A 15166-nucleotide genomic window follows, 5' to 3' on the forward strand; every position below is an offset into this window, starting at 1 on the left:
CCTCCTACTCTTCGTCAAGAGTTTCTTCCAGGTCAATCATTTCCTCTTCTTCCTCAGGTTCCTCCACATCGATCAACTCTTCCCCTGCGAATTCCTGTTTGGAAAATCCATATTCCCCGTAAGATTCATCGGATGAATATCCTTTGTCTCCTTCGATAATAGAACGCAGGTCAGTCTCACCGTAATCGACGGTCTCCATGATTTCGACTTCCGTCTGATCTTCCTTGAGCACTTTGACATCCAGTCCCAGGGACTGCAGCTCTTTGAGCAGAACCTTAAATGATTCCGGAATTCCCGGTTCAGGAATGTTATCACCTTTAATGATCGCCTCATACGTCTTCACACGTCCGATGACATCATCCGACTTCACTGTCAGAATCTCCTGCAGTGTATATGATGCACCGTATGCTTCCAGGGCCCAAACCTCCATCTCACCGAAACGCTGTCCGCCGAACTGAGCTTTTCCACCCAGCGGCTGCTGCGTAACAAGCGAGTATGGTCCCGTGGAACGTGCATGAATCTTGTCATCTACCAGGTGATGAAGCTTCAGATAATGCATGTGTCCGATCGTTACCGGACTGTCAAAATATTCACCGGTCCTTCCATCACGAAGTCTGACTTTTCCGTCTCTGGAAATCGGAACACCCTTCCACAGTTCTCTGTGTTCTCTGTTCTCATCCAGATACTCATAAACCTCCGGAAGCAGCTCATCTTTGTGCTTTTCGGAGAACTCTTCCCAGCTCAGATTCACATAATCATTCGCCAGATCCAGCGTATCCATGATGTCGTCTTCGTTTGCTCCGTCAAATACCGGAGTTGCAATGTTGAATCCCAGGGCTTTGGCCGCAAGACTCAGATGAATCTCCAGCACCTGCCCGATATTCATACGTGATGGTACACCCAGCGGATTCAGTACGATATCCAGCGGGCGTCCGTTTGGCAGAAACGGCATATCTTCCACCGGAAGTACACGGGAAACAACACCCTTGTTACCGTGACGTCCGGCCATTTTATCACCAACGGAAATCTTTCTCTTCTGCGCGATATAAATGCGAACAGCCTGATTCACACCAGGAGAGAGCTCATCCCCGTTTTCTCTTGTAAACACTTTGGCATCCACAACGATACCGTATTCCCCATGGGGAACCTTCAGGGAGGTATCACGCACCTCGCGCGCCTTCTCACCGAAAATCGCACGCAGCAGACGCTCCTCTGCTGTCAGTTCAGTCTCTCCCTTGGGAGTCACCTTACCAACCAGAATATCACCGGCACGGACTTCCGCACCAATACGAATAATCCCGCGTTCATCCAGATCTTTCAGCGCATCATCGCCGACACCCGGAACATCCCTCGTGATCTCTTCCGGTCCCAGCTTGGTATCCCTGGATTCTGCTTCGTATTCTTCTATATGAATGGATGTGTAGACATCTTCCTGTACGAGTCTCTCGCTGAGCAGTACAGCGTCCTCGTAGTTATAGCCTTCCCATGTCATAAAACCAATCAGCGGGTTCTTGCCGAGTGCCAGTTCCCCCTGGGAAGTGGACGGGCCGTCTGCGACAACCTGACCAGCCTCTACATGATCTCCTTTAAACACGATCGGTTTCTGGTTATAACAGTTGCTCTGATTACTTCGTAAGAATTTCGTCAGATGATACGTCTCTGTGCTGGCATCGTCGTCGTAGCGGATCACAATCTCCTTGGATGTTGAGCGCAGGATCGTCCCCGCTCTCTTGGCCGTCATGCAGACACCGGAGTCAACTGCCGTCTTGGTCTCCATACCGGTTCCAACCACAGGGGCTTCCGTGATCATCAGCGGTACCGCCTGGCGCTGCATGTTGGATCCCATCAGCGCGCGGTTGGCATCATCATTCTGCAGAAACGGAATCAGAGCTGTTGCCACGGAGAATACCATCTTAGGAGATACGTCCATGTAATCAAACATCTGCTTTTCATACTCCTGAGTCTCATCTCTGTAACGGCCGGATACATTCTTATGAACAAAATATCCATTCTCATCGAGCGGCTCATTCGCCTGAGCAACGTGGAAATCATCTTCTTCATCCGCTGTCATATAGATAACTTCATCTGTGACACGCGGATTTTTGGGATCTGTTTTATCGATCTTTCTGTATGGCGCCTCAACAAAACCGTATTCATTAATACGGGCATAAGATGCCAGTGAATTGATCAGACCGATATTCGGACCTTCCGGCGTCTCGATCGGACACATTCTTCCGTAATGGGAGTAGTGAACGTCTCGAACCTCGAATCCTGCCCTGTCTCGCGACAGACCGCCGGGACCCAGTGCAGACAAACGCCTCTTATGCGTCAGCTCTCCCAGAGGGTTGTTCTGATCCATGAACTGCGACAGCTGTGAAGATCCGAAAAATTCTTTCACCGCTGCTGTAACCGGTTTGATATTGATCAGGGATTGCGGGGAAATCCCCTCGATGTCCTGTGTAGTCATTCTTTCGCGGACCACTCTCTCCAGTCTGGACAGACCGATTCTGTACTGGTTTTGGAGCAGTTCACCAACCGCACGGATTCTTCTGTTTCCAAGATGGTCGATGTCATCGTCATTACCAAGACCGTATTCCAGATGAATATTATAGTTAATAGAAGCAAGAATATCTTCCTTTGTTATATGCTTCGGAATAAGATCATGAATCTCTCTCTTAATGGCCTCTTTGATATCGTCGAGACTGTCATTCTCCTCCAGAATTCGCGACAGTACCGGATAATACACGAGTTCGGTAACCCCTACTTCCCGGGGATCGACATCGACAAAGTTCGTAATATCTACCATCATGCTTGACAGTACTTTGACATTACGCTCTTCTGTCTGAATCCACACAAAAGGAACGGCTGCATTCTGGATGGAATCCGCCATTTCCCTCGTAACTTCTGTGCCTTTTTCCGCGATAATTTCGCCTGTCATCGTATCGATGACATCCTCAGCAAGGATATGTCCGGCAATACGGTTTTTAAGCATCAGTTTTTTATTAAATTTATAACGTCCAACTTTCGCCAGATCATATCTTCTGGGATCGAAGAACATACTCATGATCAGGCTCTCCGCACTCTCTACTGCGAGCGGTTCACCCGGTCGGATCTTTTTATATAATTCGAGCAGACCCTCCTGATAGTTTTCGGAGGTGTCCTTTGTAAAACTTGCCAGAATCTTCGGCTCTTCACCAAATAATTCTATGATCTCGGCATTAGTGCTCACTCCAAGGGCACGGATCAGTACTGTGATCGGAACCTTTCTGGTCCTGTCTACACGTACATAAAAAATATCGTTGGAATCCGTCTCATACTCAAGCCACGCGCCCCTGTTCGGGATAACGGTGGATGAATACAGTGTCTTACCAACTTTATCATGTGCGATGGCATAGTAAATACCAGGGGAACGTACTAACTGGCTGACGATAACACGTTCAGCACCATTGATAACAAAAGTACCTGTCTGCGTCATCAAAGGCAGATCGCCCATGAATATCTCGTGTTCATTAATCTCGTCATTTTCTTTATTATATAAGCGAACTTTTACTTTTAAAGGTGCGGCGTAAGTAGCATCTCTTTCTTTGCATTCTTCGATGGAATATTTGACATCATCTTCGCACAATGTAAAATCAACAAACTCCAGGCTCAACTTGTCGCTGTAGTCGGTAATCGGAGAGATATCATTAAAAACTTCCTTTAACCCTTCTTTCAGGAACCAATTATATGAATCTTTCTGAACCTCGATCAGGTTGGGCATTTCCAGAACTTCCTTTTGTCTCTGGTAACTCATCCGCATACTTTTCCCGGTCGTAATTGGACGTATTCTGTTTTTCTCCATTGACGTTTCACCCCTTGTGTATATAAAATTTATTACCGCACATGCCTCTCACCCAGAAGTAGGCATATCTTGCCATAATAGTGCATTTTTTACTGTATCATATTTAGCATGCAATGTCAACAATTAATTACATTTCAAATTGTGGAAAGTGCTCAAACACACCCAATGCCCGCTTTTGCACAATTTTTCGCCGTCTGAACCGTTAAAAATTGTGATTTCCATCCAACTGTGCTACAATGAACGCATAGCGACGAACGCGCAGTCTGACAAGAGATGATCGGCTGCCCCGCAGACGTATCAGCTCATGGCAGAATGCATGTGAGTGCAACAAACACCGAGGAAGCGATTGCTTCCGAGGGGGCGTTCGGAGCCAATTCTTATTCCGAGGAGGGATTATTATGACATGGAGAGAAAAATGTATCCCTGCACTGATTGCAGCCCACGTCTTTTTATCACCGCAGCACTTCTCCCGTTTTGAAGAAGCCTTTCATATGCTGAAAGACCGCTCTTTTTTTAACAAAGGTGTCTGCAAATATGCATTCATGGCCGCACTGGACCAGGAACATTATAATGAATTCAAAGACATCGTGGAATTCATGATCAGTGAAAAGGCTGTCACTGCCTCTTACATGATAAAGCGGCAGAAAAAAATTCTGACCTGCCTCTATGACGCCAACGAAAAGACAATCTGTCAGCTGATCATCCAATTCCTGGAGCATCCCGAACAGACACCCTCCGAATCATTTATCCTGAAGCTTTCCTCTGCCTGGGTTCCCATCGGCGACTCCACACTGGAAGCCAGTTATGTGATTGATGCACTTTAGTAAACCCGTTATGGATTAACTAAAAAACGAACAAACAAGAGCAGGTATCCTTATGGACTACCTGCTCTTTTGCTTTCGCTGTATGACCGGATTATTTCAGGTTAACTTTAGCACCTTCAGCTTCCAGTTTTGCTTTGAGTTCTTCAGCCTCAGCTTTTGCTGCAGCTTCTTTGATCACTTTCGGAGCTCCGTCAACAAGCTCTTTGGCTTCTTTCAGACCAAGTCCTGTAGCTTCACGAACTACTTTGATAACTTTAACTTTGTTTGGTCCAACTTCTGCAAGTTCTACATCAAACTCATCTTTCTCTTCAGCTGCTGCTGCATCACCTGCACCTGCTGCTGCCACTACTACACCTGCTGCTGCAGACACACCAAATTCTTCTTCACATGCTTTTACCAGATCGTTTAACTCTAATACAGTTAACTCTTTAATAGCTTCAATAAATTCAGCTGTTGTTAATTTTGCCATTTTATTTTCCTCCATATGATTTTATTTTTGTTTTTTGATTATATCCCTCCGGAACGTTATCCGGAAAATTCACTTCTACTCTTCTGCAGCTGCAGGCTGTCCTGCTTCAGCAATCTGATTAAGCACACGAGCGAAGTTCGTGATCGGAGACTGAATGCTTCCAAGCAGTTTTCCAAGCAGTTCTTCTCTTGAAGGAACGCTTGCAAGAGCCTGCATGCCAGCCTGATCATTGTAATTGCCTTCAATTACACCTGCAACCATTTCCAGAGCCGGGTACATTTTTGCGTATTTAGCCAGAATTCTTGCCGGAGCCGTTGCATCTTCCCTGGAAATTGCAATTGCGTTTGTTCCGTGCAGATGTTCTGCAAGGCTTTCACAATCTGTTCCCTTGAATGCAAAATTCATCATGGTATTCTTGTACACTTTGTACTGAATGCCCGCTTCCCTTAATTCCTTACGAAGAATTGTATCCTGCTCAACGGTAAGTCCGCTGTAATTTACCAGTACGACTGCCTGAGCGTCTTTAATGCTGTTTGCAATTTCTTCTACGATCGGTTGTTTCAGTTCTACTTTTGCCATAAAACGGTGCACCTCCTTATATTATTTTGTTGTACACGCTTCGAGATATAAAAAGACCCTCACTTCGACAGTGAGGGTGAAAGATTCTTAAGGTAAGAATGATCTCTCCTCGGCGGGTGAATATCTCTTTATGCCCTGCGGCACCCACTGTCTTCGGCGTGATACTTGAAATACTATAGCATCCGTAAGACAGATTGTCAAGATTATTTACAAAATTTTACGCCTCCATAACTTTCGCTCCTGCTGGGGCTGCTTCCTGCTACCCCAGCACTGTAATATCTCGGAACGTACCCCAGTACTTTTCCTGTGACATCTAACAACTGTACTGCATTCTGATCATATTGGTTATCTGGTTCTCTTTTTAGATAAACTTCATCTCCCCTGGTAACCTCCACGGCTCCGGAACAATCCTTCCCATCACAATCCAGATAATGCCTGACTCCCGCCATGTAAAAAATCCGTGTCAAATCATTCTCCATGTCTAAAATCGGATCAATAAATTCAAGACTGTCAATCGGAAGCCTTGCACCACTTCTCTTTAACAATAAATACTCATCATATTCTTCGAGTCCGTATTTATTCAAAATATCACGAATATTCTTTCTTCTTTTGTCGGGCAACCGACTTACAAAAATCGAGAAAAGTTTATCATCTTTATAAACCTTATTTAAATCAGGAAAACAAAGCAAGGGAATAAACCCATCAGCGATTGCAGATTCCACTTCCTCGCAATATCGAAATTCATATTGACTATTTTTAGTTAACTGTCCAACAATGTACTGTTTTCTGGACTTCTCTGATTTCCAAATCAAGTACAGATAATCTTTTCCGCCTTTAACTGACATATTACCCCTCCCTTTTTCCATAAACTCCAGTCATTAATTGTACTTTTGATAATAAAAATCTTAATATTAGATCTCTTTTTTTCTTTGGGAGTATTTCCTTGTATTTGTCTAATATAGCACCGATAGCTTCTTCTGTCACACACGTCTCAATCTTTTCTACAATATCAATTGTTTCTTTGTAATATTTTTCTCGTAGAAACTTTAGTACATCTAACTGAGTCGGTTGTTTCTTCTCCTTACTCCCAATACGTATTAAAGACCTTGACTTTGTATTCACAAGAGACTTCCATAAAAGTTGGTCATTTCCTAAATACTGATCTATTTTTGAATCCTTAACATATGCACAAAGAGATGAACTATTATCATATAATGGGCTTAACCTAAGTACTTTATTTTCCATTATTAATGCCCAATTGCTTTGATGGCGATCTGTATTGCCGATCAGAAAATCAAAAACGAGAACATTTGTTCTTATATGGTAGCACGTATTTTCTGGTATTACAATACCATTTTATTCGATTTAAGATTTTTTGAAGATCCGCTCCTGCAGCGTCGCATCGCAGCATCTACTTTTACGTTAGCGAAATTTTTTATGTAATAGGAAAACGGAGAACCCTATGTTCTCCGTCCCCTATCCATAATCTTGCAAAACACAACCCCTACCACCGTACTGATCAGTGTTGCGGCAATCGCCGGACCAACGATCGCCGTGGGATTTACGCTTCCATACTGACTCCTGTAAGCGATGATGTTTACCGGTATCAGCTGCAGAGAAGAAATATTAATGATCAAAAATGTACACATTTCATTACTGGCTATCCCCTTTGACTGTACCGGCCCCGGTATTCTTCCCTTTCTTCTGTCCTCATCAAGATTTGCCAGCTCCTCCATAGCCTTTAATCCGGCAGGCGTGGCAGCCCACCCCAGTCCCAGGAAATTGGCGATCATATTTGTAGAAATATGATCCCTCGCCGGATGGTCTTTCGGTATCTTCGGAAACAAAAAAGACAGTATCGGACCCATTTTCCTGGTCATGCGTTCCAGAATTCCGGCGTCTGTCGCAATCTCCATGATGCCCGACCACAGTCCCATGATTCCCAGCATGGTAATCGCAAGTGTCACCGCTTCCTTTGCCGATGAGAGCGCTGCTTCAGAAACCTCCGGAAAGCGGCCGGTAGCCGCGCCGTAGGCAATTCCCAGAAGGATCATGGCCGCCCATAATACATTCAACATATCATATCTGCCATTTCGTTTTATTTCTACCACTATATGCTTTTCTTTCAAAAATCAGTATCTCCTGAAGCTTTTCCACATATAATGAAACAATTTAACGGATAGAAAACGAAAGGAAGGGCCATGTCTTATCAGAATCATTTGCAGGAAATCCGCCGAAAATATCAGACTGATCCAGAAAGCGGGCTCACAGAAGAAGAAGCCGGGCGGCGGAAACGGGAGCAGGGAGAAAATGTACTTTACCATCCCAAGCCTCCTTCGGCCGCAGCCAGATTCGCCGCACAGCTGAACGATCCACTGATTTTTATCCTGTTTGCAGCGGCAATCATTTCCGTTATGCTGGCTGAGTACGGCGACACGCTTATCATACTGGCAGTTATCCTGCTAAACGGACTGGTAGGCATGATACAGGAAGGCAAGGCGCAGAAGTCTCTGGAAGCCCTGAAAAAGCTGACCAGCCCGGAAGCCACCGTGAAGCGCGACGGCATATACAGGAAAATACCGGCTGCCAGCCTTGTCGTCGGAGATATCGTCAGCCTGGAAGCAGGCTGTCAGGTTCCGGCTGATATTGAACTGATCTCCTCCTCGAGCATTAAGCTTGAGGAATCAGCACTGACCGGAGAGTCCGTGCCGGTGGAAAAAGAAGTCCCCGATACGGTTTATATGTCAACAAGCGTGGTCTATGGCCGTGGTGAGGGTGTCACGGCAGCCACCGGAATGCAGACCAAAATCGGCAGCATCGCAAAAATGATCGCAGAACCGGCCAGAGAAATGACCCCGCTTCAGAAGCGTCTGGAGAGCCTTGGGAAGGCCTTAAGCATCTGCGCTGTCATCCTGTGTATCTCTCTTTTTGTCATTGCGATTCTCCAGAAAAGGGATATACTTGAAATGCTGATCACCGCCATCTCACTGGCGGTCGCCGCCGTCCCGGAAGGCCTGCCTGCAGTTGTCACCATCGTGCTTGCCCTGAGTGTTTCCAGAATGGTCAAAATAAACACTATTATCCGCCGGCTTCCGGCTGTGGAAACACTTGGATCCGTGGGCGTCGTGTGTTCTGACAAGACAGGAACCCTGACACAGAACCAGATGACTGTGGTACAATGCTATACCCGCGGCACCGCGTACGTGCCGGAGAGCATGGATCCTGACCGGCATCATGCTTTTTTTGAGGGCTTTGTGCTGTGTAACGATGCCATGTACTCCAACGGCAGACCCATCGGCGATCCCACGGAAACGGCACTGCTGGATCTTGGCATGAAGGCGGGTCTCAGAAAAGAAGACCTGGAAGAGCAAAGGCGCCGGATCGATGAAATTCCATTTGATTCCACCCGCCGCATGATGACCACGGTGCATTGGAAGGGCAGCCGGAAAATTTCATATACAAAGGGTTCCTGCGAAGAACTGCTGGCACACTGTGACCGCATTCTGACCTCCACCGGCACAGAACCCATACAGGCACACGACAGAGATGCCATTCGTGCAGCACTCCAGGCAATGAGCAGGGATGCACTCCGCGTCCTGGCTCTCGCAATGTCAGAGGATGTATCCTCTCCGCGAGAGGAAAATCTGACGTTCGTAGGCCTGGTTGGTATGTCGGATCCGCCGAGACCAGAGGTCCCCGAGGCCGTCAGGCGTTTTCGGGAAGCAGGAGTCCGGACGGTGATGATAACAGGCGATCATGCGGACACCGCCTTTTCCATCGCAAAACAGCTTTCGATCGCAGACTCCAGGACAGAATGCATCACCGGTCAGGAACTTGAGAATCTGACAGATCCGGAACTTGCCCAAAATATTGAAAACTACCGCGTATTTGCCAGAGTATCACCGATACACAAAGTGCGTATCGTCAAAGCCCTGCGCAGCAAAGGCTGCATCACTGCCATGACAGGAGACGGCGTCAATGACGCACCTGCACTCCGGGCGGCAGATATCGGCATTGCCATGGGCAAAAACGGAACGGATGTCGCCAAAAATGCGGCCGATATTATTCTTACCGACGATAACTTTGCCACAATAGAACGGGCAATCGAGGAAGGGCGGGGAATCTACGAAAATATCAAAAAATCCGTTCTTTTCCTTTTGTCCTCCAACTTTGGTGAGATCATCACCATGTTTCTCGCCGTGATCGCCGGACTCGCTTCACCGCTGAAAGCCAGCCATATTCTGTGGGTCAACCTGATTACCGACTCACTGCCGGCTCTTGCACTCGGCGTAGATGAAAACGACCGCAGGATTCTGATGGAAAAACCTCCGCGGAGTGCCAGGGAGAGTCTTTTTGCCGGCGGGGGACTTTTTTGTACGCTGTTCTACGGCTGCCTGATCGCCGCCGTCAGTTTAACGGCGTATTTCAGCGTTCCCTTGAGCTGTCTGAGCCAAAATAATACCCCCGTCACACTTGAAAGCCTGCGGATTATACTGGGTGATCCGCAGATACTGATGCGGGCTCAGACTTACGCCTTTACGGTGCTCGGAATCTCAGAACTGTTTCATGCCATCGGCATGCGCAGTGTGGAAAAATCTCTTTTCCGAATGAATCCCTTTTCCAACCCGCTGATGATACTCGCCCTGGTCCTCGGCATATCCCTGCAGGTGGCGGTAACGGAGATTCCAGTTCTGACTGCCATGTTCGAAACCGTACAGTTAAGCCTGGGCGAGTGGATCGGCCTGATCTTTCTCTCCGCCATGCCAATGTTAGCACACGAATTTTTACTGTTTGATCCGGGAACACTATTACAAAAACTTCATAAACGCCAGCGCCATAAGCAGAAATCCACTGATCCAGGAAAGGTTTAAAGACAGTTTTTCCGCCAGGCGGTTTCCCAGCAGACTTCCTCCAAGGATTGCAGCGGCCCCGATTACAAGTGACATCACAGACGTCAGAACTGGGTTCGTGGTCATGACACCCGCTCCGAACCCCGCCGCGGCACTGTCCAGAGACAATGCCGTCCCCAGTGATACCGCCTCCTTTACCGAGAGAACACCGCTTTTATCAGCATCCGCTTTATCCGGATCAGCATAAATCTTCAGAATAAAACAAAATTCCAAAAAAGAAAACGAAATCTCGGGGGCATGTTCCCCGTTTTTTCGAATCAGGGTTTTGATATAACTGTCAAATATCTTTATCATGCCGAGCCCAAATAACACCGCAAAGCAGAAAATCCTCACGAAGCCGGATGGGATCATCGGAACCAGAAGACTGCCAATCAGCAAAAATATCAGCAGAATACCTGCGGAGATCAGATCCATGACCGCCATGGAAGATATCGGTATTTTCACGCGGTTGGTTCCATATGCAAAGCTGGCCACAAAGGCATCAACAGAAAGTGCGGTGACAAGAACCAGCGCCTCCAAAAAGCCAGAAAGAAAAAAGTTCATATTACACATCCAAAGTACTATTCTTAATATCATATGATACCGGGGGCAAAAGGTTATGAAAGCAGCCCGAACAAGGGCGGTTTTCGAATCGTTTAGAATTGCCGGAGCACATCGTGCGGAGCAATCCCCGGATATTATAATCACGAAAAAGTACCGGATGCGTATAACCGGCGGTCCAAATGACCATCCTATCTGAATAAGGAATTTATGCAGACTCAGGAGGGAACACCATTGATACAGCTGGAAAATATATATAAGAATTTTGGCAAAGCCCAGATACTAAAGGGCATCAACCTTCACATCAAAGAAGGGGAAAAACTGGTCATCATCGGTCCTTCCGGTTCAGGTAAAAGCACTTTAATCCGCTGTATGAACTGTCTGGAAGAGCCGACATCCGGCCGCATTCTGATCGACGGAGAAGTTCTGACCAAAAAGAACCGGACTGCCGTCAACCGGGAACACTCCTCCATGGTTTTCCAGCAGTTTAACCTGTATCCGCATCTGACCGTCTTAGAAAACCTGATATTAGCCCCCATGAAATTAAAACACCGCAAAAAGAAAGAAGCCGTGGAATCTGCCATGCATTACCTGGACAAGGTTGGTCTCGCCGAAAAAGCCGGGGCCTATCCGCCCAGCCTGTCCGGAGGTCAGCAGCAGAGGATCGCGATCGCACGCGCACTTGCCACCCAGAATAAAATCATCTTATTTGATGAACCCACTTCTGCATTGGATCCCGAGATGGTTCAGGAAGTTCTGGATGTCATGGTGAATCTGTCGAAGGAAAATAATTTTACAATGGTCATTGTCACCCATGAGATGGGATTTGCACGCCAGGTAGCCGACCGGGTAATTTTTCTTGAGAACGGGATAATTGTCGAGGAGGGTGCTCCCGATCGATTTTTTGACCGTCCTGAAAACGAACGCACAAGAGAGTTTTTAAGCAAAATTATCAGATGAGGAATTGCATATGAAAAGACTTAAACTTGCCGCCCTGCTGTGGACAGTGATGTTACTGGGCATACTGTTCCTGACAGGCTGCAGCATTAAAAAAACCGAAATCCGCCCATCCGTAACGATTGGCTGTAAAAACGATGTCCCCGGATTTGGTCTTCTGGATACCGCAACGGGAGAAATATCAGGATTCGAGATCGATGTCGCATCCGCTGCAGCCCGCATGATATACGGAGCCGACGTGGACATACGACTGCAGCCCGTGACGGCAAAGACGAGAGGCCCGCTTCTCGACACCGGCGAACTTGATATGGTTGCAGCCACTTTCACAATCACCGATGCGCGCCGTAAATTCTTTAATTTTACGCAGAGCTATTATACAGACCACATTAAACTGATGGTCCAAAAGTCCTCCGGCATCCGCTCTTTTACAGACCTCGACGGCTGCACCATCGGTGTATCACAATCGTCCACTTCCCGTGAAGCATTGGAATCAGCCGCGCTCGAACAGGGCATCACGCTGTCATTTGCCGAGTACGGCGGGTATCCAGAAATCAAAGTCGCGCTTGATTCGGGCCGCGTAGACTGCTTTGCGGTGGATGGTGCAATTCTGAACGGCTATCTGGACGATTCAGCGCTCATTCTTCCCGATGAATTTGAATCTCAGGAATATGGCATTGCAATCGCCAAGTATAACAGTGACCTGGCAAAAAAGGCAGACGCGGCCATTGCCGAGATGAAACATAACGGCGATATCAAAAAACTGATGGAGAAATGGGGGATCACTTAATGCGCGGTATATTTGCTGCAGAAAAATGGCAGATGCTGGTTGACCATCTGGGAAAATTCGCTGAAGGGTTTGGCATGACTCTTTTTATTGTTCTTTTCGGACTGCTCCTGTCGCTGACACTCGGTATCCTGTTTGGAATTCTCTCAGTGAGCCGTCTGAAAATTCTGCGCGCTTTGGCCCGCGTTTATGTGGAATTCTTTCAGAACACTCCGCTGCTCGTACAGATATTTTTTCTGTACAACGCACTTCCATACCTTGGCACCGTCATGCCGGTCACATTGATCGGAATCCTGGGGCTTGGATTTTATCACGGCGCCTACATGGCGGAAGTCGTCCGGACCGGAATCACAGCCGTGCCCGCCGGGCAATCAGAGGCTGCCATCTCTCAGGGGTTCGGCCACCTGGAAATGATGCTGTTCATCATTCTTCCTCAGGCGCTTAAAGTAATGCTGCCTCCTCTGGCAAATGTCTCATCCAACCTGATCAAAAACACTTCGATCCTGGCTGTGATCGCAGGAGGTGATCTGATGTACCAGGCTGATTCGTTCGCCGCGTCCACACTCTGCTATGGCCCCGCATATGTAACCGCGGGGATACTGTATTTCATCATCTGTTTTCCGCTCACCCGTCTGTCCATCCGTATGGAACAGCGATTTAAGGAGGTGCGTTAAATGTCTGCACTGATACATGTCATGGAATCTGTCTTTACACGGGGAAATGTTCTGTACCTGCTGCAGGGGCTTTTCACCACGCTGTTTGTCGCCGTCATCTCCATATGTCTCAGCATAATTTTCGGAACAGTATTCGCTCTGCTCCGAACCTACGGAAACCGCATGTTTCGCGCGGTGTCGTCTATCTACATTGAGATCTTCCGGAATACCCCTCATCTGCTCTGGGTGTTTGCGATCCGGTTTCTGATACGTATTCCGGAGCCGTTTGACGCTCCTGTATATTCCGGAATTCTGTCATTTACACTGTTTACAACAGCAGGCATGGCGGAGATCATCCGCGGCGGTCTGAATTCTATCCCCTCCGGTCAATTCGAGGGGGCTTATTCCCAGGGATTTAATTTCCCCCAGACCCTCAGGCTGATCATCCTCCCACAGTGCTACCGCTCCATTATCCCTGCTATGCTGTCCCAGGTGATCACCGTCATCAAGGACACCTCTTTTCTGGCACAGGTGGCTATCCAGGAGTTTTTCAACAACAGCAAATGGATCATGTCAGCTCAGGCAGACAGTTCTGTCGACCAGACACTGCGAGTCTTTGTCATCTTTGGATTCGTCGCGCTGGTATACTTCATCATCAATTTTGTCCTCTCATACATTGTGCGCAGCCAGAAAAAGAACCGTCTGGAAATCCGGTACTGACCCGGCCCCAGACGGTCATTTACTCTTTTTCATTCAAAAGCTGCTGATAAATTTCTCTTTTTCCAACACCGCGGTCTTTTGCCACCTGTTTCATCGCGTTCTTTTTGTCCATGCCCCGGCTTTCGTAGTACTCCATATGATCCTCAAGGGACATCAAAAGCCAGGTTTCCCTCGTCTCCTCCTCGATCAGAGCTCTGCTCTTGCCTTCGATCACGAGCACACACTCTCCTCTGACGCCTTCTTCCCTGCAGCGTTTCAGAGCTTCCGGTATCGTTGTCCGAAATGCCGTTTCGTACCGTTTGGTCAGCTCTCTCACAAGGGTCATCTTTCTGTTTCCCAATATTTCTTCCAGTTCCTCAAGTGTCTTAGCCATACGGTGAGGCGCTTCATACATAACGATTGTGCGCGTTTCTTCTTTCAGTTCCTCCAGCACGGTGCGCCGTTCTTTTTTATCCGCCGGTAGAAAAGCCTCAAAAACAAACCTTCTGGTGGAAAGCCCGGAGAGCGTCAGAGCGGTGATGCATGCCGCAGGTCCCGGCAGGGAAGTCACAGAAATCCCGTTCTCATAACACATGGCAACCAGCTCTTCGCCGGGGTCGGAGATCGCCGGCGTACCCGCATCGGTAATCAGCGCGATCTGGGAGCCGGACAGCATTTTCTCAATCAGCTGTCTCCCCTTTTCGATCTTATTGTACTCATGATAACTCGTCATCGGCGTTTTGATATCAAAATGATTCAAAAGCTTAATACTGTTTCTCGTATCCTCCGCGGCAATCAGGTCCACCTCTTTTAACGTCCGCAGAACACGCAGCGTCATATCTTCCAGATTACCGATTGGTGTTGCACACAGATAAAGCCTGCCTTCCATATTTCGATCTCCTCATTATCC

14 protein-coding genes and 1 other annotated feature are annotated in these 15166 nt (G+C 47.5%); of the genes, 6 read left to right on the top strand and 8 right to left on the bottom strand.

Annotation, left to right across the window (positions count from 1 at the left end; genetic code table 11):
• Nucleotides 1-4: 4 nt before the first annotated feature.
• On the bottom strand, nucleotides 5-3841 hold the full coding sequence (rpoB, locus tag NQ502_RS08535; RefSeq protein WP_028529588.1) for a DNA-directed RNA polymerase subunit beta: 3837 nt from the start codon (nucleotides 3839-3841) through the stop codon (nucleotides 5-7).
• A 398-nt stretch (nucleotides 3842-4239) separates the two neighbouring features.
• Here rpoB and NQ502_RS08540 point away from each other — a divergent pair, with 398 nt between their 5' ends.
• Nucleotides 4240-4665: a hypothetical protein gene (locus tag NQ502_RS08540; protein WP_044983472.1), complete on the top strand. Its 426-nt coding sequence runs from the start codon at nucleotides 4240-4242 to the stop codon at nucleotides 4663-4665.
• Between the two features lie 91 nt (nucleotides 4666-4756).
• Here the strand turns inward: NQ502_RS08540 and rplL are convergent, their stop codons facing one another.
• From rplL to NQ502_RS08565, 5 genes are all read right to left on the bottom strand, one after another.
• Nucleotides 4757-5134 carry a 50S ribosomal protein L7/L12 gene (rplL, locus tag NQ502_RS08545; protein WP_028529589.1) on the bottom strand — a complete coding sequence of 126 codons (378 nt, stop codon included), beginning with the start codon at nucleotides 5132-5134 and terminating at the stop codon, nucleotides 4757-4759.
• A gap of 75 nt (nucleotides 5135-5209) precedes the next feature.
• Nucleotides 5210-5713 carry a 50S ribosomal protein L10 gene (gene rplJ / locus NQ502_RS08550; protein WP_028529590.1) on the bottom strand — a complete coding sequence of 168 codons (504 nt, stop codon included), beginning with the start codon at nucleotides 5711-5713 and terminating at the stop codon, nucleotides 5210-5212.
• A gap of 41 nt (nucleotides 5714-5754) precedes the next feature.
• Nucleotides 5755-5888: a sequence feature (ribosomal protein L10 leader region), on the bottom strand.
• A gap of 28 nt (nucleotides 5889-5916) precedes the next feature.
• Nucleotides 5917-6558 (bottom strand): HIRAN domain-containing protein, encoded by a 642-nt coding sequence (locus NQ502_RS08555; protein ID WP_044983473.1) that lies wholly within the window; start codon nucleotides 6556-6558, stop codon nucleotides 5917-5919.
• A gap of 1 nt (nucleotide 6559) precedes the next feature.
• Nucleotides 6560-7063 (bottom strand): HipA domain-containing protein, encoded by a 504-nt coding sequence (locus NQ502_RS08560; RefSeq protein WP_083963441.1) that lies wholly within the window; start codon nucleotides 7061-7063, stop codon nucleotides 6560-6562.
• Nucleotides 7064-7173: 110 nt separating this feature from the next.
• A complete protein-coding gene (locus NQ502_RS08565; protein ID WP_407691154.1) occupies nucleotides 7174-7842 on the bottom strand; it encodes a nucleoside recognition domain-containing protein in 669 nt (222 codons plus the stop codon).
• 72 nt (nucleotides 7843-7914) lie between these two features.
• On the opposite strand from NQ502_RS08565, the gene NQ502_RS08570 reads away from it, so the two are divergent.
• Nucleotides 7915-10584: a cation-translocating P-type ATPase gene (locus NQ502_RS08570; RefSeq protein ID WP_028529593.1), complete on the top strand. Its 2670-nt coding sequence runs from the start codon at nucleotides 7915-7917 to the stop codon at nucleotides 10582-10584.
• Here NQ502_RS08570 and ytaF read toward each other — a convergent pair.
• Nucleotides 10522-11166, bottom strand: a complete 645-nt coding sequence (ytaF, locus tag NQ502_RS08575) for a sporulation membrane protein YtaF (RefSeq protein ID WP_028529594.1) — start codon at nucleotides 11164-11166, stop codon at nucleotides 10522-10524. The two genes, NQ502_RS08570 and ytaF, sit on opposite strands and share 63 nt — an antisense overlap.
• Before the next feature lie 231 nt (nucleotides 11167-11397).
• Here ytaF and NQ502_RS08580 point away from each other — a divergent pair, with 231 nt between their 5' ends.
• Genes NQ502_RS08580 through NQ502_RS08595 form a run of 4 tightly spaced genes read left to right on the top strand, consistent with a single transcriptional unit; the run spans nucleotide 11398 to nucleotide 14277 of the window.
• The gene (locus tag NQ502_RS08580; RefSeq protein WP_028529595.1) at nucleotides 11398-12123 is read left to right on the top strand and encodes an amino acid ABC transporter ATP-binding protein; all 726 of its coding nucleotides are present in this window, start codon (nucleotides 11398-11400) and stop codon (nucleotides 12121-12123) included.
• 10 nt (nucleotides 12124-12133) lie between these two features.
• The gene (locus NQ502_RS08585; RefSeq protein WP_028529596.1) at nucleotides 12134-12907 is read left to right on the top strand and encodes a transporter substrate-binding domain-containing protein; all 774 of its coding nucleotides are present in this window, start codon (nucleotides 12134-12136) and stop codon (nucleotides 12905-12907) included.
• Nucleotides 12907-13578: an amino acid ABC transporter permease gene (locus tag NQ502_RS08590; RefSeq protein ID WP_028529597.1), complete on the top strand. Its 672-nt coding sequence runs from the start codon at nucleotides 12907-12909 to the stop codon at nucleotides 13576-13578. The genes NQ502_RS08585 and NQ502_RS08590 overlap by 1 nt, the downstream gene beginning before the upstream one ends.
• Nucleotides 13579-13599: 21 nt before the next feature.
• Nucleotides 13600-14277, top strand: a complete 678-nt coding sequence (locus NQ502_RS08595; protein ID WP_028529598.1) for an amino acid ABC transporter permease — start codon at nucleotides 13600-13602, stop codon at nucleotides 14275-14277.
• A gap of 19 nt (nucleotides 14278-14296) precedes the next feature.
• On the opposite strand, the gene rsmI is transcribed toward NQ502_RS08595, so the two are convergent.
• A complete protein-coding gene (gene rsmI / locus NQ502_RS08600) occupies nucleotides 14297-15145 on the bottom strand; it encodes a 16S rRNA (cytidine(1402)-2'-O)-methyltransferase (RefSeq protein ID WP_028529599.1) in 849 nt (282 codons plus the stop codon).
• Nucleotides 15146-15166 lie beyond the last annotated feature (21 nt).

Origin of the sequence: Ruminococcus gauvreauii, assembly GCF_025151995.1 — a bacterium.
In the GTDB taxonomy this organism is placed as follows: domain Bacteria; phylum Bacillota; class Clostridia; order Lachnospirales; family Lachnospiraceae; genus Ruminococcus_G; species Ruminococcus_G gauvreauii.